The sequence below is a fragment of the Rhodoferax sp. GW822-FHT04A08 genome, from assembly GCF_058801025.1.
On the sequence record NZ_JBXAMW010000007.1, the window covers coordinates 29,580 to 53,337 of the forward strand.

General features: G+C 61.0%; 18 protein-coding genes. 10 read left to right on the top strand and 8 right to left on the bottom strand.

The window, feature by feature from the left end; translation table 11 throughout:
• The first annotated feature begins 14 nt into the window (after positions 1 to 14).
• Positions 15 to 2,987 carry a bifunctional diguanylate cyclase/phosphodiesterase gene (locus AC1RMF_RS14695; RefSeq protein WP_493142388.1) on the top strand — a complete coding sequence of 991 codons (2,973 nt, stop codon included), beginning with the start codon at positions 15 to 17 and terminating at the stop codon, positions 2,985 to 2,987.
• A 25-nt stretch (positions 2,988 to 3,012) separates the two neighbouring features.
• On the opposite strand, the gene AC1RMF_RS14700 is transcribed toward AC1RMF_RS14695, so the two are convergent.
• The 7 genes from AC1RMF_RS14700 to AC1RMF_RS14730 all read right to left on the bottom strand — a co-directional run bounded on the left by AC1RMF_RS14700 (position 3,013) and on the right by AC1RMF_RS14730 (position 13,160).
• Positions 3,013 to 4,344 carry a DUF2931 family protein gene (locus AC1RMF_RS14700; protein ID WP_493142389.1) on the bottom strand — a complete coding sequence of 444 codons (1,332 nt, stop codon included), beginning with the start codon at positions 4,342 to 4,344 and terminating at the stop codon, positions 3,013 to 3,015.
• Positions 4,331 to 4,483, bottom strand: coding sequence for a hypothetical protein (locus AC1RMF_RS14705; protein ID WP_493142391.1), 153 nt, complete (start codon positions 4,481 to 4,483; stop codon positions 4,331 to 4,333). Before AC1RMF_RS14705 ends, AC1RMF_RS14700 begins: the two co-directional genes overlap by 14 nt.
• Positions 4,484 to 4,586: 103 nt before the next feature.
• Entirely contained in the window at positions 4,587 to 5,744 is a 1,158-nt protein-coding gene (locus AC1RMF_RS14710; RefSeq protein WP_493142392.1) for a DUF2931 family protein, read from the bottom strand.
• A gap of 155 nt (positions 5,745 to 5,899) precedes the next feature.
• Entirely contained in the window at positions 5,900 to 7,189 is a 1,290-nt protein-coding gene (locus AC1RMF_RS14715; RefSeq protein WP_493142393.1) for a T6SS phospholipase effector Tle1-like catalytic domain-containing protein, read from the bottom strand.
• A 43-nt stretch (positions 7,190 to 7,232) separates the two neighbouring features.
• Positions 7,233 to 10,133, bottom strand: a complete 2,901-nt coding sequence (locus tag AC1RMF_RS14720; protein WP_493142395.1) for a type VI secretion system Vgr family protein — start codon at positions 10,131 to 10,133, stop codon at positions 7,233 to 7,235.
• Between the two features lie 245 nt (positions 10,134 to 10,378).
• Complete coding sequence (glsA, locus tag AC1RMF_RS14725) at positions 10,379 to 12,202, bottom strand: glutaminase A (RefSeq protein ID WP_493142397.1); 1,824 nt, start codon at positions 12,200 to 12,202, stop codon at positions 10,379 to 10,381.
• Positions 12,203 to 12,311: 109 nt separating this feature from the next.
• Complete coding sequence (locus AC1RMF_RS14730) at positions 12,312 to 13,160, bottom strand: IclR family transcriptional regulator (protein WP_493142398.1); 849 nt, start codon at positions 13,158 to 13,160, stop codon at positions 12,312 to 12,314.
• 152 nt (positions 13,161 to 13,312) lie between these two features.
• Between AC1RMF_RS14730 and AC1RMF_RS14735 the strand changes: the two genes are divergently transcribed.
• The 9 genes from AC1RMF_RS14735 (at position 13,313) to AC1RMF_RS14775 (ending at position 21,965) form a co-directional block, all read left to right on the top strand.
• A complete protein-coding gene (locus AC1RMF_RS14735; RefSeq protein WP_493142400.1) occupies positions 13,313 to 14,074 on the top strand; it encodes an SDR family oxidoreductase in 762 nt (253 codons plus the stop codon).
• A 25-nt stretch (positions 14,075 to 14,099) separates the two neighbouring features.
• Entirely contained in the window at positions 14,100 to 15,593 is a 1,494-nt protein-coding gene (locus AC1RMF_RS14740; RefSeq protein ID WP_493142402.1) for a sugar ABC transporter ATP-binding protein, read from the top strand.
• A gap of 20 nt (positions 15,594 to 15,613) precedes the next feature.
• Positions 15,614 to 16,615, top strand: coding sequence for an ABC transporter permease (locus AC1RMF_RS14745; RefSeq protein ID WP_493142404.1), 1,002 nt, complete (start codon positions 15,614 to 15,616; stop codon positions 16,613 to 16,615).
• 93 nt (positions 16,616 to 16,708) lie between these two features.
• Positions 16,709 to 17,653: an ABC transporter substrate-binding protein gene (locus tag AC1RMF_RS14750; RefSeq protein WP_493142405.1), complete on the top strand. Its 945-nt coding sequence runs from the start codon at positions 16,709 to 16,711 to the stop codon at positions 17,651 to 17,653.
• Between the two features lie 128 nt (positions 17,654 to 17,781).
• On the top strand, positions 17,782 to 18,636 hold the full coding sequence (locus tag AC1RMF_RS14755; RefSeq protein WP_342620082.1) for a fumarylacetoacetate hydrolase family protein: 855 nt from the start codon (positions 17,782 to 17,784) through the stop codon (positions 18,634 to 18,636).
• Position 18,637: 1 nt separating this feature from the next.
• Positions 18,638 to 19,930 carry an L-fuconate dehydratase gene (locus AC1RMF_RS14760; RefSeq protein WP_493142407.1) on the top strand — a complete coding sequence of 431 codons (1,293 nt, stop codon included), beginning with the start codon at positions 18,638 to 18,640 and terminating at the stop codon, positions 19,928 to 19,930.
• On the top strand, positions 19,927 to 20,808 hold the full coding sequence (locus AC1RMF_RS14765; protein ID WP_493142408.1) for an L-fucono-1,5-lactonase: 882 nt from the start codon (positions 19,927 to 19,929) through the stop codon (positions 20,806 to 20,808). Before AC1RMF_RS14760 ends, AC1RMF_RS14765 begins: the two co-directional genes overlap by 4 nt.
• 16 nt (positions 20,809 to 20,824) lie before the next feature.
• Positions 20,825 to 21,601: an SDR family oxidoreductase gene (locus tag AC1RMF_RS14770; protein WP_493142410.1), complete on the top strand. Its 777-nt coding sequence runs from the start codon at positions 20,825 to 20,827 to the stop codon at positions 21,599 to 21,601.
• A 25-nt stretch (positions 21,602 to 21,626) separates the two neighbouring features.
• Positions 21,627 to 21,965 (top strand): L-rhamnose mutarotase, encoded by a 339-nt coding sequence (locus AC1RMF_RS14775; protein WP_342620086.1) that lies wholly within the window; start codon positions 21,627 to 21,629, stop codon positions 21,963 to 21,965.
• 113 nt (positions 21,966 to 22,078) lie between these two features.
• Here the strand turns inward: AC1RMF_RS14775 and AC1RMF_RS14780 are convergent, their stop codons facing one another.
• Entirely contained in the window at positions 22,079 to 23,737 is a 1,659-nt protein-coding gene (locus AC1RMF_RS14780) for a DUF5666 domain-containing protein (protein ID WP_493142412.1), read from the bottom strand.
• Between the last annotated feature and the right edge of the window lie 21 nt (positions 23,738 to 23,758).

Sequence of the window (23,758 nt, forward strand, 5' to 3'; positions counted from 1 at the left end):
AGGTATCACGATACATGGCCAACACCGGGCTCAGCCCTGCTGAGCGGGAATCACAAAGGCAGCGAGCGCTGGATGAACTCCAGATTCTGGACACTCAGCCCGAGGCGGGGTTTGATGAATTGACGCGGCTGGCTTCGCTGTATTTCGATGCCCCCATGGCCCTGGTCTCCTTGATCGACCGGGACCGCCAGTGGTTCAAGTCCCGCGTAGGGGTCGATGTGCCGCAGACGCCACGTGATATCGCCTTCTGCAATAGCGCCATTGAGTCGCATGATGTGATGGTGGTCGACGATGCGCGCAATGACCCGCGCTTTGCCAACAGTCCCCTGGTGGTGGGCGAACCTGGCATCCGCTTCTATGCTGGAGCCCCTCTGATAAGCCACGACGGTCATGCGTTGGGCACCTTGTGCGTCATGGATCGTGTGCCGCGTAGCTTCAATGCCGAGCAGCGCGAAATCCTGGCCTCCTTGTCGCGCCAGGTGATTGCCCAGATGGAGTTGCGTTGCGAGCACGACCGCCTGCAACGCAACAAGGTGGAGCTGCAAAAGACCAAGGCCCAGCTGGAGCTGGTGCTCAAGGGCACCAACGACGGCTGGTGGGACCGCGACCTGGCCACCGGGGTGATTTACTTCTCCGAGCGCACGCTGGAGATGCTGGGCCACCGCCAACGCGATTTGCCCACCGATACCGACCTGAGCCCGGTGCTTTTTCCTGAAGAAGACCTGCAGCACATCAACAACGTGATTCGGGAAGCGGTGCGTGGTGGCAATGAACGCTTCAGCGTGGAGCTGCACATGCGCCACAAGGATGACCATCTGATTCCGGTCGTGTGTCGTGGCTACATCACCCGCGACGAGACCGGCTGGGCCACGCGCATTTCCGGAATGATGACCGACCTGAGCGAATTCAAGCGCTCGCAGAAGGCGCATGAGGAATCCCAGGAGAGCTACCGGCAATTGTTTGAAAACAGCATGGACGGCGTGATCCTGGGCCGGGCCGAAGATGGCGCCATCTTTTCGATCAACCGGGCCGCCTGCGACATGCTGGGTCGCAGTGCAGAAGAGGTGATACGTGGTGGCGAGGAGATATTCGTCGACTTTGCCGACCCGCGCGTACCCAACCTGTATTCGACGCGTGCGCGCGACGGCTCGGTGCGCGGGGAAATGAATTTCCTGCGTGCGGACGGCACGCCTTTTGAATGTGAAGTGTCCTCCGTGCTCTACAAGGGCGCCGACGGCAAGCTGCTGGCCAGCACGCTGTTTCGCGACATCACTGCACGCAAGCGTGCCGAGGCCGAGCTGCGCATTGCCGCCACGGCGTTTGAGTCGCACGAGGGCATTTTTGTCTGCGATGCGGACTGGACCATCCTGCGGGTGAACCGGGCCTTCACCAAGATCACCGGTTACTCCAGTGAGGAAACCCTGGGCAAGAGCCCGCGGCATCTGCTGGGATCCAACCGGACGGATTCGGGCTTTTACATCGAGATGGCCAAGAGCCTGCATGAAACAGGTACCTGGCACGGCGAAGTCTGGGACCGCCACAAGAACGGCACGGTCTATCCGGTCTGGCTGATCGTCACTGCGCTGCGTGGCGACGAGGGTGAGGTCACGCATTACGTGGCCACCATGACGGAGATCAGCGACCGCAAGAAGGCCGAGGAAGAGATCCGCCATCTGGCCTTCTATGACTCGCTGACGGGCCTGCCCAACCGGCGTCTGTTGTTGGATCGCCTGGGGCAGGCGCTCAACACCAGCGCCCGTCACAAGCGCAAGGGAGCGCTGCTGTTTCTGGATCTGGACAACTTCAAGGTCCTGAACGATACGCGTGGCCACGACATGGGTGACCGCCTGCTGCAGCAGGTCGCGCAGCGGCTGGTGGCCTGTGTGCGCGAAGGCGATACCGTGGCCCGTCTGGGTGGTGACGAATTTGTGGTGATGCTGCTGGAGTTGAACGAGGAGACCTTTGCCGCGGCCACCCAGGCCGAACATGTGGGTGAGAAGATCCTGGAGTCGCTCAATCAACCCTATGTGCTGGGGGACAGCACCTATCTCAGCACACCCAGCATTGGCGTCACGCTGTTTGGCGACCAGAAGGAATCTACCGACGAGCTGCTCAAGCGCGCGGATCTGGCCATGTATGAAGCCAAGGCGGCCGGGCGCAACACCCTGTGCTTCTTCGATGCTGGCATGCAGTCCGCCATCAGCAACCGGGTGGCGCTGGAGTCGGACCTGCGCGAAGCGCTGGTGCGCCAGGAGTTCCTGCTGCACTACCAGGCGCAGGTCGATGTGGCCGGCCATGTGGAAGGCGCCGAAGTGCTCATCCGTTGGCGGCATCCGCAGCGCGGCATGGTTTCGCCCGCAGACTTCATTCCGGTAGCGGAAGAAACCGGGGCCATCCTGCCCATCGGGACTTGGGTGCTGGAGTCGGCCTGCAGGCAAATCGCGCTCTGGGGCACAAATCCGTCGGCGGAGCATTTGACGATATCGGTCAACATCAGTGGCCGCCAGCTGATGCGGCCGGACTTCGTGATCACCGTCAAGCAAATCCTGAAGGACACCGGCGCCAACCCCTCACGTTTGAAGCTGGAGCTGACTGAGAGCGTGCTGGTGTCAGATGTGCAAAACACCATCGCCAAGATGAAGGACTTGCAGTCCGTCGGTGTGGGCTTCTCGATGGACGACTTTGGTACAGGCTATTCGTCGTTGGCCTTCCTGAAGTTGCTGCCGCTCAACCAGCTTAAGATCGACCAGGGCTTTGTGCGCGACATCCTGATCGACTCCAACGATGCGGCCATCGCCAAGATGGTGATCGCCCTGGCCGACAGCCTGGGCCTGTCGGTCATTGCCGAAGGTGTGGAAACGCTGGCGCAGAAGGAGTTTCTGGCCGCACAAGGCTGTCATTCTTACCAGGGCTATCTGTTTGGCACACCCATGAGCGTGACGGAATTCGAGGCGACGTTCCTGGTCGATCCGGCCTCGCACATCTAGGGCCAGGATCGCATCGAGGTGGACGTCAGGCGTCAGGTCCGTTCAGAAACCGCCGCTTGACTTCCGGCTTGATCTCGTCCGTCTTTTGCCCAGGCCAATGCGTGTAAGGCTCCAGCACAAAGTGCTCCGTGCGCCCCACCGGCAGCGGCAAGCGGGTGGTGCCTTTGACCAGACTGGCCGTGAAGGTATTGAAGTCGTCACTGATGTTGACTTCCACCGTTGCCATGTCCGCCTCGGACGGAGCGTAGGCGTTGTCGTCCATGGTGCGGCCGGGAAACATGGCTTCAAATGCAGCCCATACCTCAGAAAGATCAGACTCCGATAGCGCTCGTTCCCGCAAGGAAAAGCTGACCCATAGATGGTGTCGCCCGCCAGAGCGATCATGGAACCAGAACTTGGCCGTATCTGGCACTCCACGCATGGCGGTGGTGTGCTCGTACAAAGCCATTTCCCAAGCTCCCACGGTCTGCGCCTCGGCGTTGCCCTGGTAGCTTTCCAGCTCGGTCATGCGCGTCACATTGCCGGTGAGCTTGTGGCGCCAAGGATATTGAACCCGAATGGTGCGCATGTACCACGTGGGGTCTGGTACCCAACCTGCCTTGATGCGCTCCAGGGTTTCGGGCTTCATGCGCCCACCCAGCAGAACCTTGTCGCGGTCTTCCATCAGGGTGAAGGTGCCGCCGGGAAGACTGGCGTTATAGGCTTTGCGCATGACGCCTTGCATCACGACTTGGCCGTGGTAGGTTTGCAGTTCCACCCGGTTACCTATGCCGGCAAGCCAAATCATGACGTTACCCAAAGGTGCTACACCAATGCGCAGCTCTTTAAAACGCTGTATCACCTCACCATAGTTCACGAACTTATCCATGGTGCGAGGTTTTAACAACTCCGCCATGCGCCGCAAGGGCAACTCGCCCTCTACCTGGTAGAAACGGTCCTCCAAATAGTCGTAGTAAGTGAGTCGGAACGTCTTGGGCAGGCGACTTCCACGTGGGTCTGCTCCACCCATGCCGGTGGTACCGGCCCCCCAGGCAGCGCCAAAGCCGGTAAAGAACCTGGCAACGATATTGCCATCAGCGTCTTTGAACCAGTTTTCACCTCTGAGGGTTTCAAGGTCACTTTGACCTTTGGGATCAATGTCGAGCCCGTAGGAACAAAAAGCCAGGTCCCATTTGAATCGTTCAGTGGCGTAGTCGTTCACGGTGTTTCCTTTGAAGGTCTGGGAGATGTTCTGGAGCCAGCTTTGGGCATTTGCAGATTTGCTGGCGGCAAGAGCACCTGCACCCAGGGTGAGCAGCAGGCGCCGGCGGTCCATGGTGTGTGCGGCTTGTGCAGTGCCGTTCTCATCCGGGCTCATGGTGACGCTCCAGGGTGTTGTTGTTCTTGTAGCGGGGCCCCATGCCGGTTGTGTCCAGGTTCAGAGACAGGTGCAGATGGTTGTGGCGAATGGCTTTGGCTGCCTCTGGGCCCAGTTCGGTGTTGAGGTCCCAGTTCATGTGGTTGGGTTTCCCAGGTTTGAAGGTGTTGGATGCGACGAAGGTGCGCAGCTGAATAGACTTGTAGAAGCCAATAGTGCAAGCAACAGAATGCACAAATAAATTAGGGTGTGGCATCAGGCCCGTTTTGCAAGCGCTTTACTTCTTCCGCTGTAGGGGTTTCCTGCCCATTCCAATGCGCAAACGGCGCCAAATCCAATAGCACCAAGCGACCTATCGGCAAGTCAATACGTTGATTTCCCTTCATCAAGGTAGCTGTGCAGTGCCTCAAATCTTCACTAAGGTTTACATCGACGGTAGCCATATCATCTTCGCCCGGTGCGTAATCGTTCTGCCACAGTTCCTGCTTAGGGAACATGGTTTCAAATGCGTCCCACACTGCACTTAGATCGCGTTCGCCATTAACTCGATATTTCTCAGAAAACCGCACAAAAATACTGTGGCGTTTGCCTGCGTTGTCGTTAAACCAAAATGTGGCAGAGGACGGAATACCACGCATGGTGCCAATTTGGTTGTACAGCGCCATTTGCCACGGGCCGTGGTAGAACTTCTCTTGGTTGCCTTGTATTTCGCTGAACTCCAGCAGTCGCGCATTACCACTCATGCGATAGCGCCAAGGGTATTTGATGCGTTGCTTACGGTAATACAGGTTGTCTGGCACCCAGCCCGCTTTGAGCCTTGCAACCGTGTCGGGCTTGAGTGAATGGTCGCTCAACTCTTCCCAGCGGTCCGGGTTGAGCGGAAAAGCCGGCTTGGTTTCGCTGTTGTAGCGCTGTACCGTCATGTTCGGCATCGGGGTGGCTTGAAACGGGCCTGCCAGTTCCACTTGTTCCTCTCCATCGGCCGCGTTGGCCCACAGCATGACAAGGCCACCCGGCGCTATACCAATCGTCAACTGGTCATAGCGCGGTATGACCTGACCCAATACAAAGTTTCTGTCGATGGTCTTTTGCTTGAATAGGTCGTACAGCTTTCTCTGCGGTATTTCGGCAGTGAGTTGGTAAAAGCGATCTTCCTGATAGTCGTAGTAGGTCAGTTGCATGGTCTTAGGTAGGCGCGCCAAGCGCTCCAGGCCCCCCATCGGTAAGCCGCCTGAGCCGTAGCGATTGGCTGAACCAAAGAATTGCAAGACCACATTGCCCTGCGCGTCCTTGAACCAGTTGCCGTATTGCAATGTCGAGATAAGCGGAATCCCTGCATCTATGCTGTAGTTGCTGACGCGCAACCCCCAAGTGAATTCTTCTGTTTCTATGGTGCTCATGGGTACTTCCTTGGCGGTTGTGGATATTGAAGTGGCGACCACGGGTGTGGTGGCTGCATAGGCGCATAGGCAAATAGGCAAACAGACCAGCAGCCAGGCAAACAAGCGTTTCTGCGGGCGGCGCATGGGTGCGTTTGAGATGGTGTGCATGATGATTAGCCTTGGATGACCTCACGTTCAAACACACCTGCACCGTTGCGTCTTGGCGGGTTGGCAACCGAGGTATCGGCAAATGACAGGTGCAGTACATCGTGGCGTATCTGTTGGGCCTTGGCAGCACCCAGTTTGTCCTCCAGTTTCCAATGGGTTTCTTTCTCGTCCTTCACTACGGCACGCAAGGCGTTGAAAATTTCCAGCACATCGTGATGGGTAGGCGGGATCAGCAATTTGCCCCGATATTCCGTATTGGTGTACTTCTTGGCCATATCCACCATTAGCGCCAATCCCACTTTGTAGTATTCGTTGCTAAGCGTGCGGCTGTGCCGGAAGGTGTTCCAGACGCTTCGCTGGGGTGCCAGGTCGCCAGACTGGTACCAGCCTTGTGCATAGACAAATTCACGGGTGGTGGGGCCGGGCAGGGGCTCACGCTCAGGGCCGCGGCGTGGCAAATCGGATAGGTCCCGCTCTTCCACTGCGCCATCCACATAGCCGCCACCTACGTCCGAGTGGGCACCGGGAATACACAGCTCGTATCCCATGGGCCAGCTCCGGCTATCGTTGCTAACCGTGTGTTCCACCGCACTGGCAATACTGGTCAGCGGAAAGTGCTGGCGGTACTCATCCGCGGCGGTCAGGTGAAACACTTTCTGCGCGTAGCTCTCTCCAAAGTGCAAATGAAACACATCCACATTGCTTTGCAGATTGGCATCTTTCACCGACGCCACCGTATCGAAAATGCCAACAAAATTGATGCGGGTGTGCACCTTCTCCCAGGTCTTGCCAAAGCGTTGTTTGCCTTCGGTGTTGACCAAGTGCACAAAGTAGCGTGCCGCTGCCGCACCCCGGCTAAAACCAAAGACGTTGATGTCTACGAGGGCAGGCGGACCTTCTTCTTGATTTATTTGGTCTGTGGTAACGGTTTTAACGATCTGGGCAAAGGCTCCATGCACCCGCTCGGCCACGCCAGTAGCCCCGGTGCCTGTCGCCTTGCCCCATGTGTCGTCAGGTTGCAGGCGGGTGGTACCGATGCCATCGATATAGACGGCATTCGCCAACGCCTCTCTGACTAGCGTCTCATACATCCGTCCGACGTTGGACAGCGCATTGTGGTAACTGTCTTCGCCTTTGAATTTGGCTTTGACATCATCGGCGGCGGTGACATTGAAGAAGTTGTTCTCTGTTCCATCAAAGAACACGTTGACCTCGGTACTGACAACCTCCACAACGTGGAAGGTTTCCTGCCCAGGTGTTGTCATGGTGGTGTTGTTCTTGAATCCAACGGTCATTTGGAAGTTCCTTTTTGTGTTTGATCTGTTGTCACTTACTTGATCAGGAAACGCCTAGCGGCTCAATCGTCAACTTCTTGCTTGCGCCTCCCGAACCAATACGAACAGCTTCTCCTCGTTCATTTGTGACGCCTCGCACGATCTTTCCGTCTGCGGTAGTGATCTGATAGGGAAATCCTCGGAGAGGTCGTCCGTTGCTGTTCCTGAGCACAAACATTTCATTCAGGTCATCCTGCGCATCTGGCAGATTGGTAGCGGGCAGGCCGATTACCGGCAAGCTCTTGGGCCCATCCATGGATGTACCCGCCGAATGCACTTGAAACTGTCCTGCCGTGTTGTGGTTGATTCCGCCCGCGTTGAGCACGCTGTAGCTGCTTCCACCGCCCAGCTCCAGTTCCTTCTTGGCGCGGAATTCGATGACGTCTGCCGTCTCGGTAATGCTGACGTTGGCCAGGAAGTGCACGCCCTTTTCCACTGCCGTGATTTCAATATCGCCCCCCCATGCAACGAGCCGTATGCCCAGCTTGCGGCCGAAGATGCGAACGGCCTCTTTGGCACTCACCAGCAAGCTCTTGCCCGCACTGATGCTGGCGTGCTCACCACTGGTAATGGCGTGGTGCTGCTGGCTGTGTTGATGTGTTGATCCCTGCGTGGTGGACCCTATACCCGCCGGACTGGAGAGAACGAGGTGCGGGTCACTCAGTTCCGGAAACTTGCCACTCTCTGCATCGTTGCTGCCCTTGCCCTCAATCGCATCGTTCTGCTCTTTGATGGCCTTGGCCACATCACCCTGATCACTCTGTTCTTGGGCCTGCAGTTGTTTCGCAAGATCCCCCAGCTGTGCATGCTGGTCCTGCGCCTGTTCGAGCCGCTGCGTTGTCTCCCCCATGTCCTTGGCATGTCCCTGGGCGCTTTGTCTGGCCTCTGTACTGATAAGCATGCCATCCTTGGCTCTGAGGACTCCATGGCCGTCCGTCCTGAGCTCAAAGCCTTCTCCCCGTGGATCCTTTCGTCCTTGGTTGTCCTCTATGCGGGTGATGTGGCCCAGGCTCAGACTGCTGTGCTGGTGGTCACTCTTGAGCTGGGCCTGGATCTTCTGCTCTGTGTCATCCAGGATCAGGTGGTTGCTGCGCCCGGCTGCGCTGTTGCCCCCGCCTGGGGTGAGTTCGCGGCTTCTGAAGCCTGACAAGGCCTGTTGGTCCGGCTGGCTCCAGGGCGGCATGTTGGCCGCGTTGTGCAGGCTGCCGGTGACCACAGGCAGGTCCGGGTCACCGCCGAGGAAGTCCACAATGACCTCCTGCCCTATGCGTGGCGTGTTCATTGCCCCCAGCTGGTTGCCAGCCCAGGGGTGAGAAACCCGCAGCCAGCAGGAGCTGTTCTGGTTCTTGCCGCCATAGCGGTCCCAAGGGAACTGCACCTTGATGCGGCCCAGGGCATCGGTGTAGATGTTGGACTCTGCTGTATCCGGTCTGGGGCCCACGACCAGGGCGGTTTCGGGGCCACCGGTCTTGGGTTTACGTTGTGTGATGGCGGGGCGCAGGGCTTCTTTTGTGGGTTGCACGTCAAAGGCCACTTCCACGCGCCACTGGCCTGTGAGGCGCTGTGCATCCGACAGAGCCACCACAACCCCATCTGCAAGGGCAGCAGCACTGCCCAGGGGGTTGGCCGATTTTGCGGTACCCCGCATGAGGCCAGCGCCCTGGGCGGTGTTGCTGCCCGTGGAGCGCTGGGTGTCCTCTCCGACGTTCTCGATCACAAACCGGGTATCGAGCACGATGTATTCGGCGTTGGCTGACTCCTTGGGATGCTCCGTGAGATGAAAGGTGCAGCCTGGCACGATGCCACGCACATGACCCACGCCACTGGCGCGGTTGCCGCTTTGGCGCAGGGCTTGCATGCGCAGGCGGGCCAGGTGGCGGCCCTGGTCTTCGGTCTGGTTGGCAGACTTGTCGGCACCGCGGTTGGGTTGGCTGTAGTCGGAGCCGCCCACACCAGCACCGTTGTTTCCTATTCCTTGGGTTTTATCACCACGCCACAGATAGACCTCGGAGTCCGCATGGCCTGTCTTGCGGGGTGAAGATTCTCTTGAGTCCAAAGTAGCCCGGGGCCGGGTGTAGTCGTACTCCCGGCTGGCGTACGCACCACTGGTGATCTGCTCGGTGACGGCAAAGCCGTGGATGTATTCGCGGTCTGTCTTGTGGCCCAGGGGGTAGAAGGGGATCTGGTGGTAGGAGCTGGGGCCTGGGCTGCTTCCCTGTTTCTGGTCTTGCTGGGTGACCTGGAAGGCTGCGTTGTGGTCGCTCCAGATCAGGCGGTGTACCCCACCAGAATGTTCAAAGTGGTAGTTGATGCCCCACTCCTGCATGAGGCGGGTGATGAATTCGAAGTCGGTTTCGTTGTACTGGACGGTGTAGTCCCGCTTGGGGTATTGCTCGATGAGGCGTTTCTCAGCGGCAAAGGGGTAGTCGGCCAGAACAGATTCGATGATCTCAACAGGCGTCTGGTCCTGGAAGACTTTGCAGTCGGTGGTGAGGGTGGCCAGGTGCAGCCAGGGGCGCAGGGTAATTTCATACAAGGCGTGGCGGGAGTCTTCACCGATGAAGCGTGCGTCGGTGATGAGGCCGTTGATCTCTCGAACCCCGGCGCCTTGCTTGGAAGATCCAGAGCCGCCGGGCAAACCGGGAGCAAAGTGGCCATGGCCTTCGAGCTCGATGCTGCAGGTGAGTTCCAAACCAATGAAGGAGGCCAGATCGAAGTTACTGCCGTCTGAGCCCATGTAGCACAGGGCGTCGTGGGTTTGCAGGGTGAGCTTGTATTCGAAGAGGCTGTTGACGCCTTCAGCACCTTCGAGCTTCAAGGGGACCAGCGCGGATGTACCTGCCAAATCTGGGATGGCGGGGCTCTTGACGGTGAGTGGCCGGGCGGCGGTGAACAATCCAGACATACAAACTCCAAAGGCTGGGCCGAACCACAAACCAATGCGGTTCAGCAAACACAAACATGAGGGGAGATGAAGGTCAGAACGACCTTCGGAGATGTATATGGGCGCGCACGGGACAGCCGCGGCAATGAATTCCCTGACGACGGGGCCGGTGGCTAGAGCAAGCGGCCCTGCGTTCGAAACGCGAGCGTCATTCTAGTGCGTTGCACTACACGGCAAAAGCGGGTCGCTGTGAAATTGCGGCTCCGTCAGCCCAGCGCCGCGATCCACTGCATGTTGGCGCGCAGTTTGCCGGCCATGTCGCGCCCCAGGTTTTCCAGCAGCGTGATCTTGAGCTGCGGTTCACGCCCGGAGATGCGCTCCAGGTCGCTGGCATGAAAGATCCAGCAGGTCACCTCGGTATCCGCAAACACCGAGGCGCTGCGCGTGGTCTGGCCCAGCAGCACCATTTCGCCAAACACCATGCCCGCGCTCAGGGTGGCGATGCGTTGGTACGAGCCGTTGCTCAGCGGCACCAGGATGCTGGTCTCGCCGGATGCAATGAAGTAGATCTGGTCGTCACTCGGCTCACCGCTCACCAGGATCTGCGAGTCCTTGGCAAACACCTGGGTGCGGCAGGCGTCTTCCACTTCTTGCAGCAGGGGAGCAGGCAATCCCTTGAACAGCGCCGCATCGCCCAGCCGTCCGGCTTGGGTCGGGGCTTTGGCCATTTCGCTGAGGATGCGGTTCTCGCACCATTCGGCCGCCAGATCGTTGTCCTCGAAGCTCAGGTAGCCCCGGTCGCCACGCTCCACCGCACGGCGCATCGGCGTGGCGATGGCGGGGCGGTTGTGGATGCGCGAATACACCATGGCAATGCCGTCCTGCGCAAAGCCCAATCGGGCCTGGTCCAGCAGGCGCGCCGCAGGCAGGGACAGGCCTTCCACACGGTGCATGTCCAGGATGAAACTATTGGCCTGTGACGCCAGGCTCTGCATCTTGCGGATGACGTACTCGGCCCCGTCCACCGCCAGAAAGCCGTGCAGGCACAGGTACTTGATGAGGTGCGAGCGCTGCGTCAGCAAAGCGCGCAGTGCCACCGGGGGCTGGCGGCGTGAAGGTGCTTCGGCGCCGGTGAAGATGCGCCCCAGGGCCATGCTGGGGTCGTTGCCGGGGCTGAAGATGTTCAGGCCAAAGTCCTTGGAGAGGCGCTTGCAGACTTCGATGCCGCGCACGCTGTTGCCCTTGGCGTCCAGTCGCGGTGAAAACACACCGATGCCAAAGCGCCCGGGCAGCACAGCCACAATGCCGCCGCCCACACCGCTCTTGGCCGGCATGCCCACTTCCGACAACCAACTGCCGGCATAGTCGTACATGCCGCAGGTGGCCATGACGCTGAGCACCCGCTCGACCTGCTCCGGTGGCAAGGCGCGCTCCTTGGTCAGCGGATGCACGCCGCCGTTGGCCAAGGTGGCGGCCATATAGGCAATGTCGCGGCAGGTCACCAGCAAGGAGCACTGGCGGAAATAGTTGTCCAGCGCAGCCATGGGGTCACCGTCGATGACATCGAAATTCTTCAGCATCCAGGCAATGGCGCGGTTGCGGTGACCGGTCTCGCTCTCGGAACGGTAGACCGACTCTTCAAGTGCCAGGGCATGCCCGACGAAGGCTTGCAGTGACTGCACGATGCGCTGCCACTGTGCGGCTGGGTCCGTGCCGCCGACCAGGCTGGTGGTGGCAATGGCACCCGCATTGATCATCGGGTTGAAGGGCGTGTTGTTGATAGGGCTCAGGCTGATGGAGTTGAAGGCGTCGCCGCTGGGCTCCACCCCCACTTTTTGCGCCACCGCATCCTTGCCGCGGTCAGCCAGGGCCGTGGCATAGACAAACGCCTTGGAAATGGACTGGATGGTGAAGGGCTCGTCCGCATTGCCCACGGTATAGGCCACGCCATCCATGGTGACGATGCAAATGCCAAACCAGTCGGGATCGGCCTTGGTCAATTCAGGGATGTAGCTGGCCAGCTCGCCGGCATGGTTGGCGGCTATCTGGTCATGCAGTTTCTCCAGATAGGTTTGAATAGGCGATTGCATCGTGACGGCGCTCCCAGGGATTTTTTGTATTTCCCCAGGTGAGCAAATGCCGTGCCCGAATAGTCCCCGGAGTACGCACCAAGCCAGTGCGGCGGAGGGACGGGGCGTATCAGCCGGCTTCGCGTGCCACGGCGTGGTTGAGCGACAGGGTCTTGCTTGCTGCGCGCAGCAACTCGCGCACGTCGGCCAGCTCGGGGCCCACATGGCGATCGATGCGGCGGATATACGGGCAGGTCAGCGTTGCCAGGGCCGTGTTGTCTGGGCCGAGGATGGGGAAGGAGATGTCCACCACGCCAAAGGACTGGGCGCTGTCGCGTTCCACATAGCCTTGCGCGCGGATCTGGGCCAGGGTACTGGCCAGTTGCTCCTGGGAGATCGGTACTTCGCCGTCCAGCGGCGTGTGCTCGGCCAGCATGCGCTGGTAGGTGAGCGCATCGGCATAGGCCAGCAGCAGATGGCCGGAGGCGGTATCCACCAGACCCACGCGCGCGCCGCGCTGCACTGAGAAGCTCCAGCCGCGCGGGCTGTTGATCTGCGCGGCGATCAGCACATTGCCACGGTCGTACACACCCATGTGGCAAGACTGCTCGGCCTTGCGCGCGAAGTCGTCCATGACAGGCAGCGCCTGGTTGATCAGGCGGCTTAAGGGCGGGTGCATATTGGCCAGCGCGAACAGCTTGAGGCTCAGTGCATAGCGGTCGCCACTGGGGTTGCGCATCACGTACTGCCGAGCCACCAAGCGCTCCAGCATGCGGTAGATCTCGCTGGCACTGCGGTCCATCTCCTTCACGATTTCGGCGCGGGTCAGACCCTGCGGCTGGGTGGCCAGCAGCTCCAGAATGTCCAGACCCTTGTCCAGCGCCGGTGCACGGTAGCGGTCTTCCGGTGCCAGGGCGGACTCATCCGGCTCTTCGGACTTGGGGCGTCGGCCGCGGGGTTTGGGGGCAGTAGGAATCATGGGTGAGAAGGCTCGCAGTGTGGGTTTTTATAGCAGAGCAGACCAGCACTAGGGTAAGTACTAGGCGTGGCACAGGCAAAGCTGCCTATCATTCAAATTCATAAATGAATTAATTATTCATATTTAAATTTACGAAATTCGGAGCCGCTAGTATGGATCAAGGTCGTTTGCAAGGGAAGACGGTGCTCATCACCGCAGCCGCCCAGGGTATTGGCCGGGCCAGCGCCCTGGCCTGCGCCGCTCAAGGTGCGCAGGTGATTGCGACCGACATCAACCAGGCATTTCTGGAGACACTCGCAGCCGAGCACCCCAGCATCCAGGTGGAGCTGCTGGACGTGCGCAGCGACGCGGCCGTGACCGCCCTGGCCGCACGCGTGGGTGCACTGGACGTGCTGTTCAACTGTGCCGGCATGGTGGCCAATGGCAGCCTGCTGGACTGCACCGAGGCCGATTGGGACCTGAGCTTTGACCTGAACGTCAAGAGCATGTTCCGCATGACGCGCGCCTTTTTGCCTGGCATGCTGGCCCGCGCCGAGGCGAACGGCAGCAGCCCCTCCATCATTAACATGGCCTCCATGGCGTCCAGCATCAAGGGCTTTGCCAACCGCTGCGCCTACGGTGCCACCAAAGCGGCGGTGATCGGGCTGACCAAATCACTGGCGGCCGACTACGTCAAGGTCGGCTTGCGCGCCAATGCGCTGTGCCCCGGCACAGTGGATACCCCCTCGCTACGCGGGCGCATCGCCGGCGCCGCCGACCCGGTGCAGGCCGAAAAGGATTTCATTGCACGCCAGCCCATGGGCCGTCTGGCCACGGTCGACGACATCACCCCCATGGTGGTATACCTCGCCAGTGACGAGTCGCGTTTCGTCACCGGGCAGACCCTGCTGGTAGACGGTGGCGTCACCATCTGAGCACCCCGCACACAAAGGCCCGCACGTGACACCTCTGGTCAGCGTAGAGAACCTCAGCAAATCCTTTCCCGGCGTAAAGGCGCTGGACGGCGTGCGCTTTGACCTCATGCCCGGTGAGGTGCATGCACTGATGGGCGAAAACGGCGCGGGCAAGTCCACGCTGATGAAAATTCTGGCCGGCGTCTACCGCAAGGACAGCGGGGAGATGCTGCTGGACGGCAAACCCGTGGAGATTGAAAGCCCGGCGCATGCGCAGTCGCTGGCCATCGGCATCATCCACCAGGAGCTGCACCTGATGGGTCACCTGACGGCAGCACAGAACATCTTCCTGGGGCGCGAGCCACGCAAGGCTGCCGGCCTGCTGCTCGATGAAGACCAGCTCAACCGCGATACACAGGCGCTGTTTGACCGACTGCATCTGGCGCTGGCCCCCACCACCGCCATCAGCGAGCTAACGGTGGCGCGCCAGCAGATGGTGGAGATTGCCAAGGCGCTGTCGTTCCGTTCGCGCGTGCTCATCATGGATGAGCCGACTGCAGCGCTGAACAACGCTGAGATTGACGAACTGTTCCGCATCATCCGCCAACTCAAGAGTGAGGGCGTAGGCATTGTCTACATCTCCCACAAGATGGATGAGATCCAGCGCATCGCCGACCGCATCACGGTCATGCGCGACGGCACCTACATCAATACCGTGCCTGCGACCACCCCGATGGCGGAGGTCATTGCCATGATGGTCGGGCGCCGCCTGGAGCACACGCAAAAGACCATTCCCGACACTTCGGGCAACGAGGTGCTGCTGGATGTGCGCGGCCTCAACCGCGGACGCATCATTCGTGACGTCAGCTTTCAGGTGCGCCGCGGTGAAATTTTGGGCTTTGCCGGACTCATGGGCGCAGGGCGTACCGAAGTGGCACGTGCCGTGTTCGGTGCCGACCCGATCGAGTCGGGCGAAGTACGTGTCAGCGGCCGCGTCATCCGGTTGACCTCACCGCAAGACGCGGTGCGGGCCGGCATCGGCTATCTGTCGGAAGACCGCAAGCACTTCGGCCTGGCCACCGGCATGGACGTGGAGGCCAACATCACCCTGCCCAGCCTGTCGCGCTGGCTCAAGCTGGGCATGTTCATGAACCGCCCGGCGATGCGGGAGGTTGCAGCGCAGATGGTGGAGAAGCTGCGCATCAAGACCCCGTCGCTGACGCAAACCGCGCGGCTGCTCTCGGGTGGCAACCAGCAAAAAGTGGTGATTGCCAAATGGCTGGTGCGCGACTGCGAAGTGCTGATCTTTGATGAACCCACGCGCGGCATCGATGTGGGCGCCAAGAGCGAGATCTACAAGCTGCTCAACGAGCTGGCGGCTCAGGGGCGCGCCATCATCGTCATCTCCAGCGAGCTGCCGGAAGTGCTGCAACTCAGCCACCGCGTGCTGGTGATGTGCGAGGGCCGCGTCACCGGTGAGGTGCGCGGTGATGTCGCCACCCAGGAAAGTCTCATGGCCCTGGCCACCCGGCGCGAATGAAACCTACAACAAGGCTAGCAATGACCCAATCAACTTCCTCTTCCTCCTGGTTGGCGCGTCTGTCCGGCGGACAGGCCAAACAGAAACTGCTGGCCTTTGCCAGCCTGATCGCGCTGATCCTGGTTTTCACCCTGCTCAAGCCCGATGCCTTCATGACCGAGGACAACATCATCGGCATCCTGCAGTCCACCACGGTGATTGGCGTGCTGGCCATTGCCAGCACGTTCATCATCATTACCTCGGGCATCGACCTTTCGGTCGGCGTGCTCATGACCTTCTGCGCCGTCATGGCGGGCGTGTTCATGGTGAACTGGGGCATGCCGCTGATGCTGGGTGCGCCGTGTGCCATCGCCGTGGGTGCCTTGTGCGGCACCACTTCCGGACTGGCCATCACCAAGCTGCGGGTGCCGCCCTTCATCGCCACGCTGGGCATGATGATGCTGCTCAAGGGCGCCTCCCTCATCATCACGGCCACCCGCCCCATCTACTTCAGCGACGTGAATGGTTTTGACCAGATTGCGCTGGGCTCGCTCATCGGTGACCTGATCCCCTCGCTGCAGATTCCCAATGGCGTGCTGATTTTGTTTGTGATGGCGGGCTTGTGTGCGGTGGTGCTCAACAAGACGGCGCTGGGCCGCTACACCTTTGCGCTGGGCAGCAACGAAGAGGCGGTGCGCCTGTCGGGCGTGAATGTGGACCGCTGGAAGATCATCGTCTACGCCTTCAGCGGCGGCATCTGCGGTGTGGCCGGTCTGCTGATCGCCTCACGTCTGAACTCGGCGCAACCGGCACTGGGCCAGGGCTATGAGCTCGACGCCATCGCGGCGGTGGTCATAGGCGGCACTTCGCTCAGCGGTGGTGTGGGCACGATTCTGGGAACCATCATCGGCGCCTTCATCATGAGCGTGCTGATCAACGGCCTGCGCATCATGTCGGTGGCGCAGGAGTGGCAGATGGTGCTGACAGGCCTGATCATCATTCTGGCGGTCTACACCGACAACCTGCGCCGCAACAAGAAATAAGGAGAGCTGCAAATGCGCGACGCCCAGCAGCCGCATGCCCACTATCCACAGGATTTTTTTCGTGTGACAACTTTTTTTCAACAGGAGACAACCATGAACGCAAAGAGAAAACTACTGGCCCTCACCGCTGGTCTGGCACTGGCAGGTTTTGCCGGCATCGCCTCGGCCCAGGAGATCTACATCCCTCTGATCTCCAAAGGCTTTCAGCACCAGTTCTGGCAGGCCGTGAAGCAGGGTGCCGACCAGGCTGGCAAGGACTTCAAGGTCAAGGTCACCTTTGAAGGCCCCGAGACCGAGCAACAGGTGGACAAGCAGATCGACATGCTGTCGGCTGCCCTTGCCAAGAAGCCTGCCGCCATTGGTTTTGCCGCGCTGGACAGCAAGGCCGCCATTCCCCTGCTGAAGAAGGCACAGGCCGCCAAGATCCCGGTCATCGCATTTGACTCCGGCGTGGACAGCGACATCGTGCTGACCACTGCACAGACCGACAGCAAGGCAGCTGCTGCGCTGGCTGCAGACAAGATGGCCGAGAAAATCGGTGGTGAAGGCGAAGTGGCCGTGATCGGTCATGACCAGACCAGCACCACCGGCACCGGCCGCCGCAACGGCTTTGTCGACCAGATCAAGGCCAAGTACCCCAAGATCAAGGTGGTGGACATCCAGTACGGTGGCGGTGACCACCTGAAGTCCGCTGAAATTGCCAAGACCCTGCTGCAGGCCCACCCCAAGCTCAAGGGCATCTTTGGTACCAACGAAGGTTCCGCCATCGGTGCCGGCAAGGGCCTGAAGGAAGCCAAGAAGACTGGTGTGGTCATCATCGGCTTTGACTCGGGCAAGGCACAGAAGGACATGATCAATGACGGCACCATTGCCGGCGCGATCACGCAGAACCCGGTGGGCATCGGCTACAAGACGGTTGAGGCTGCAGTCAAGGCACTCAAGGGCGAGAAGCTGCCCAAGATCATCGACACCGGCTTCTACTACTACGACAAGTCCAACATGGCAGATCCCAAGATTGCTGCCGTGCTTTACGACTGAAATGCACCCACTAGCGGCTGCGCCGCTCCCCCTCTCTCGTCTGCGGCGGGAGGGGGCGCACCCAGCGGCCTGGCAGAGCCAGTTCCGCGGGTGCCCTGAATTCGAATGTTGATTGAAAAGGAAAGATTGTGAAACTCGTACGCTACGGATTGCCCGGCCAGGAAAAGCCCGGTGTGTTGGATACCCAGGGCCGCGTGCGCGACCTCAGCGGCCACATTGCCGATGTAGCTGGTGCCGCGCTGTTGCCCCAGAGCCTGGCCGCCTTGCGTGGCGTGGATATCGACAGCCTGCCCTTGGTGGCAGGCTCTCCCCAAAAAGACCTGCGACTGGGCCCCTGTGTGGGCAGCGTGGGCAAGTTCATCTGCATCGGTCTGAACTACTCTGACCATGCCGCCGAGAGCGGCATGCAGGTGCCGCCTGAGCCGGTGGTCTTCAACAAATGGACCAGCGCCATCGTCGGGCCGGACGACGCCGTGGAAATTCCCCGCGGCTCCCTCAAGACCGACTGGGAAGTGGAACTGGGCGTGGTGATCGGCAAGGGTGGCCGCTACATCGAAGAGGCCGATGCGCTCTCCCATGTGGCGGGCTACTGCGTGGTCAACGACGTGTCCGAACGTGAATACCAGCTGGAGCGCAGCGGCACCTGGGACAAGGGCAAGGGCTGCGACACCTTCGGCCCCACCGGCCCCTGGCTGGTGACTGCCGACGAAATTCCCGATCCGCAGGCCCTGAAGATGTGGCTGGAAGTGGATGGCAAGCGCTACCAGAACGGCAGCACTTCCACCATGGTGTACGGCGTGCGCTTTCTGATCGCCTACCTCAGCCGCTTCATGAGCCTGCAACCGGGCGACGTGATTTCCACGGGTACGCCACCCGGCGTGGGCATGGGCCAGAAGCCACCGGTGTACCTGCGCGCCGGACAGACCATCCACCTGGGCATCGAGGGCCTGGGGACGCAAACGCAAACCACCAAACAGGCCTGAGATGACCAAGATCACCCACATGCGCGTCGTGGACGTGCGCTTTCCCACGTCCCAACATCTGGATGGCTCGGATGCCATGAACCCGGACCCGGACTATTCCGCCGCCTATGTCATCCTGGAAACCGACAAGGCCGGCGCAGAGGGTCATGGTCTGACTTTCACCATTGGCCGCGGCAACGAGATCTGCTGCGCCGCTATCGAGGCCATGCGCCATCTGGTGGTGGGGCTGGACATGGATTGGGTGGCAGAAGACATGGGGCGCTTCTGGCGCTATATCACCTCCGACAGCCAGCTGCGCTGGATCGGCCCGGACAAGGGCGCCATCCATCTGGCTACCGGCGCCGTGGTCAACGCGGTGTGGGATCTGTGGGCCAAGCTCGAAGGCGTGCCGGTGTGGAAGCTGGTGGCGCGCATGAGCCCTGAAGAAATCGTCAAGCTCATCGACTTCCGCTACATCACCGACTGCATCACGCCCGAAGAAGCCCTGGCGCTCTTGCGTGAGCGCGCCGTTGGCAAAGAAGAGCGTTGGGCCACGCTGGAACGTGAAGGCTATCCCTGCTACACCACCTCGGCTGGCTGGCTGGGCTACGACGACGACAAGCTGCGCCGCCTGTGCAAGGAAGCGACCGATGCCGGCTTCAACCACATCAAGCTCAAGGTGGGGCGCGACAAGGCCGACGACATCCGTCGCCTGCGCATTGCGCGCGAAGTGCTGGGGCCGGACCGCCATCTGATGATCGACGCCAACCAGGTCTGGGAAGTGAACCAGGCCGTGGAGTGGGTGCGCGAGCTGGCGTTTGCCAAGCCCTGGTTCATCGAAGAGCCCACCAGCCCGGACGACATCGAAGGCCACCGCGTGATCCGCGAAGGTGTGCACCCGGTCAAGGTGGCCACGGGCGAGATGTGCCAGAACCGCATCATCTTCAAGCAGCTCATCATGCGCGGCGCCATTGACGTGGTGCAGATCGACTCCTGCCGACTCGGCGGCGTGAATGAAATTCTGGCTGTGATGCTGATGGCCGCCAAGTACAAGCTGCCGGTGTGCCCACACGCCGGTGGTGTGGGCCTGTGCGAATACGTGCAGCACCTCTCCATGATCGACTATTTGTGCATCGCTGGCACCCGCGAAGGCCGTGTCATCGAGTTCGTGGACCATTTGCATGAGCACTTTGTGCACCCCTGCGTGATTGAGCACGCGGCCTACATGCCACCCACGGCGCCGGGCTTCTCCATCGAGATGAAGGCTGCATCGATCGCGCAGTACACCTTCAGGCGCGACGCGCAAGCAGCATGAAGATCGACACGCACCAGCACTACTGGCGCTACCAGCCCGAGGAGTTCCCCTGGATCAGCGCCGACATGCAGGTGCTGCGGCGCGACTGCCTGCCGGCTGACAATGCAGCAGCCATGCAGGCTGCCGGTGTCACTGGCGTGGTGGCGGTGCAGGCCCGCACGCTCGTCCAGGAGACGGACTTCCTGCTGCAGCTGGCCGAGCGCAACCCCACCGTGCTGGGCGTGGTGGGCTGGGCCGATCTGGCCAGCTCCGATCTGGAACAGCAACTGGAGCGCTGGTGCGCCAACCCGGCCTTCAAAGGCCTGCGCCACGTGCTGCAGGATGAGCCCGATGTGCCAGCCTGGGTCAACGCGCCTGCCATCCAGGTGGGCATGCAGACGCTGCAGCGCCGTGGCCTGGTGTATGACGTGCTGGTGTTCGCACACCAGTTGCCCGATGTCATCGACTTCTGCCGCCGCCACGACAAGCACCGTCTGGTGCTGGACCATGTGGCCAAGCCTGCATTGCGCAACTGGGCGCAGGGCGAAGCCGTACAAAAGCACTGGCGCGCCGGACTGCGCGAGCTCGCTGCCATGCCGCATGTGCTGTGCAAGCTATCGGGTCTGGTGACGGAAGCCGACTGGAGCGGCCGGCGCGGCCTGTCGTTTGAAGACGGCGTCAATATCCTGGCCTGCTTTGATGAAGCGCTGGCGGCCTTTGGCCCCGAGCGGCTGATGTTCGGCTCCGACTGGCCTGTCTGTCAACTTGCCTCGCCGTATGACGAGGTGCACGGCTTGGCCGCCTCCTGGGCCGCCTCGCGCCTGAGCGCACAGGAACAGCAGGCCTTCTGGGCCGACAACGCCGTGCGCTGCTACAGCCTGGCCGTGCCCACGGCTTAACCACACTGGAAAACCCATGGATCTGCATCTGAAAGACAAGGTCGTCATCGTTACCGGTGGCGCCAGCGGCATAGGCGCCGCCATCTCGCTCACGCTGGCACAGGAAGGCGCCATCGCCGTCGTGCTGGGCAAGAGCCCTATGCCCGCGGACTTCGCGGCTTCCTTGCAAGCTGCCGGCACGCAGCACCTCTTCATCCAGGTCGAGCTCTCCGATGAAGCCGCCTGCCGCGCGGCGGTGGAACAGGTGGTGGCGCGCTTTGGGCGCATCGACGGCCTGGTGAACAACGCTGGCATCAACGACAACATCGGACTGGACGCGGGCCGCGACGCATTTGTGGGTTCGCTGGAACGTAACCTCATCCACTACTACGTCATGGCGCACTACTGCGTGCCTCACCTCAAAGCCAGCCGTGGCGCCATCGTCAATGTGTCCTCCAAGACCGCCATCACCGGGCAGGGCAACACCAGCGGCTACTGTGCGTCCAAGGGCGCGCAGCTCTCGCTCACGCGCGAGTGGGCCGCCGCCTTGCTGAATGACGGTGTGCGCGTGAACGCGGTGATCCCGGCTGAGGTCATGACGCCGCTGTACGCGCGCTGGATCAACAGCTTTGACAACGCGGAAGAAAAGCTCGCCGCCATCACCGCCAAGATCCCCCTGGGTCACCGCATGACCACGTCCGAAGAAATTGCACGCACCTGCGTGTTCCTGCTGTCGGATGCGTCCAGCCACACCACCGGCCAGTGGCTGTTCGTGGACGGGGGCTACACGCATCTGGACCGCGCCCTTTCCTGAACATCGAGCTGCAATGGAGCACCGCATGCGTTACGCCCTGGCCCTGGATCTGGTGGACGATGCACAGCGCATCGCCGATTACGAAAAAGCCCACGAGAAAATCTGGCCCGAGGTGCGCGACCACCTGCGCGCGCAAGGCGTGCTGGCCATGGAGATCTACCGCCTGGGCACGCGGTTGTTCATGATCATGGAGGTGGACCCTGCGGTCTACAGTGCCGAGGGCATGGCCCGCGCGTCCCTGGAGAACCCGGCCATCGTGCGCTGGGAAGAGCTGATGTGGACCTACCAGGCGCCAACGCCTTGGACACCTGCGGGCGAGAAGTGGGTTGCTATGACGCGGATCTTTGATTTGGCTGCGCAGTAGCCTTGCTGACGCAGGACGTCATGGCGCTCAGCGCAGCGGCATCAAGGAGGAGGCCGCAGGCCGGGGGACAGCTGCGGAGCTGAGTGCCGTGGCGGCCTGCGTCCGAGGGGACGTTAAAAGTCCAACCGGTCCCGCGTATTGACCACCGGCACACCCACATCCATGGCGTAGTTGGTGCGTGATGGCGTGGCAGACACGCTCAGCACACCACCCGAGAAAGTACCCATGGCCGTGACCAGATCACCGGCTGCAACCGTCTGCATCGGCAGGGTATGCGGCTTGTAGATGGACGCAGGATCGGCACTCACCGCCACACCATGGATGGAGAAGGTCGTGGGCGTTCCGGAGACGGAACTGTTGGATACCGCGGGGCTGGCGTCCACCACGCCCGACACACTGGCGACCGTGGACGCCGGGACGATGGCAACCGAGAGAGCCGTGAGCTTGCCGCTGCTGTCGACCTCGGAGCGCACCACCACATGCTTGGAGGTGCTGGCACCCAGGTAGGTGGCAAAGGTGCTGATGTTGAAGGGGTTGACCGACTGATCGCGGTCATCCCAATGGCGTATGGACATATCCACCAGACGCGTTTGTGCATTCACATTCACGGTCTGACCCAGCAAGCTGAAGGTGTAGGTCGCACCGGCGCTGACCGTGGTGACATTGGATGCGTCACCCTGCAAACCCAGACTCACGGTGGCGGCCGCACGGATGGTCTTGAGCGTCGTGGCGCTCACGGTCTGGCCGGAGGTGCTGATGGTTCCCATCACTTCCACCAGATCACCCACTGCGGGCAATGAAGTACCCGAGGGCAGGCCGCTTGCATCCACCGTCACGCCACGCACCACAAAGGTCGTTGTGCCAACGGATGACACTACGCCTTCGAGCTCCAGTGTTTGGCCGGAACTCTGCACCGGCAGCTTGGAAGCCAGGCGGGCTACGCTGGGTGCAAAGCTGACCGCTGGCAACACGCTGGGAGCCGTGGCCGAGCCCACAGAGACCACCTGCGCGGCGGTATAGGCTGTGGCGCAGGGGGCGATGGTGCCCGAGACGCGGCAGGTGGTCGACGTGAAGTCCAGCGTCAACCCACCTATGGACGGAGTGCTTCCGGAGAAGTTGATGGGGCCTTCCACTTTGAAGTTGAACTTGTTGGAAGTGGAGGCGGGTAGATCTGCTGCGGAAATCAGGGTGGCTACGACATTAGTGCTGCCTGAAGAGCTCGAATACAGGTAGCCGTGTACCGTGATGTACGTAGTGGGCGCGCTGGTTGTGAGTGTGCTCAGGCCAGAGAACGGGGTGCAGGTTGCCGGAGATGCAGTGGCGCAGGCACGGTGGTCACTGAAATTCGTGGCGGCTGTGACCTGTACCGTTTGACCCATGACGGTAACCGTGCTGGCCGTGGTGTCCACTGCGTCGGCGTAACCGCGCACCAGCGGGTGGATGTGCAGTTCGCTGGCTTCGCTCGTGCTGCCGCCGGAGCCCGGTGTGACGTCCACCACCATGCCGACCTCCAGGTCCTTGGCAGTCAGAGTCGTTCCGTTGTCGTCATCGAAGAACTGAGCCCGTCCGGTGCCGAATTCGTGGCCATTGACGAATACGCTGCCGAAGGCGGTGATGGTTCCGCTGCTGCTGGCGACTGAAGTGCTGGCGCCGCTGGAAGAGCTGGATGAACCCCCACCGCCACACGCCACCAGGGCCGAAGCAAGCACCAGGCTTGCGGTGACGCCGAAATAAACAGAGCGCCTGGAAAGGAAGTTGGTATACGCAAACATGAAGGCTCCCAGAAATTTGCA

What these genes read in the sequence shown, in the direction of transcription:
- AC1RMF_RS14695 (WP_493142388.1), top strand. Translation starts at nt 15, where the DNA reads ATGGCCAACACCGGGCTCAGCCCTGCTGAGCGGGAATCACAAAGGCAG.
- AC1RMF_RS14700 (WP_493142389.1), bottom strand. Translation starts at nt 4,344, where the DNA reads ATGAGCCCGGATGAGAACGGCACTGCACAAGCCGCACACACCATGGAC.
- AC1RMF_RS14705 (WP_493142391.1), bottom strand. Translation starts at nt 4,483, where the DNA reads ATGAACTGGGACCTCAACACCGAACTGGGCCCAGAGGCAGCCAAAGCC.
- AC1RMF_RS14710 (WP_493142392.1), bottom strand. Translation starts at nt 5,744, where the DNA reads ATGAGCACCATAGAAACAGAAGAATTCACTTGGGGGTTGCGCGTCAGC.
- AC1RMF_RS14715 (WP_493142393.1), bottom strand. Translation starts at nt 7,189, where the DNA reads ATGACCGTTGGATTCAAGAACAACACCACCATGACAACACCTGGGCAG.
- AC1RMF_RS14720 (WP_493142395.1), bottom strand. Translation starts at nt 10,133, where the DNA reads ATGTCTGGATTGTTCACCGCCGCCCGGCCACTCACCGTCAAGAGCCCC.
- glsA (WP_493142397.1), bottom strand. Translation starts at nt 12,202, where the DNA reads ATGCAATCGCCTATTCAAACCTATCTGGAGAAACTGCATGACCAGATA.
- AC1RMF_RS14730 (WP_493142398.1), bottom strand. Translation starts at nt 13,160, where the DNA reads ATGATTCCTACTGCCCCCAAACCCCGCGGCCGACGCCCCAAGTCCGAA.
- AC1RMF_RS14735 (WP_493142400.1), top strand. Translation starts at nt 13,313, where the DNA reads ATGGATCAAGGTCGTTTGCAAGGGAAGACGGTGCTCATCACCGCAGCC.
- AC1RMF_RS14745 (WP_493142404.1), top strand. Translation starts at nt 15,614, where the DNA reads ATGACCCAATCAACTTCCTCTTCCTCCTGGTTGGCGCGTCTGTCCGGC.
- AC1RMF_RS14750 (WP_493142405.1), top strand. Translation starts at nt 16,709, where the DNA reads ATGAACGCAAAGAGAAAACTACTGGCCCTCACCGCTGGTCTGGCACTG.
- AC1RMF_RS14760 (WP_493142407.1), top strand. Translation starts at nt 18,638, where the DNA reads ATGACCAAGATCACCCACATGCGCGTCGTGGACGTGCGCTTTCCCACG.
- AC1RMF_RS14765 (WP_493142408.1), top strand. Translation starts at nt 19,927, where the DNA reads ATGAAGATCGACACGCACCAGCACTACTGGCGCTACCAGCCCGAGGAG.
- AC1RMF_RS14770 (WP_493142410.1), top strand. Translation starts at nt 20,825, where the DNA reads ATGGATCTGCATCTGAAAGACAAGGTCGTCATCGTTACCGGTGGCGCC.
- AC1RMF_RS14775 (WP_342620086.1), top strand. Translation starts at nt 21,627, where the DNA reads ATGCGTTACGCCCTGGCCCTGGATCTGGTGGACGATGCACAGCGCATC.
- AC1RMF_RS14780 (WP_493142412.1), bottom strand. Translation starts at nt 23,737, where the DNA reads ATGTTTGCGTATACCAACTTCCTTTCCAGGCGCTCTGTTTATTTCGGC.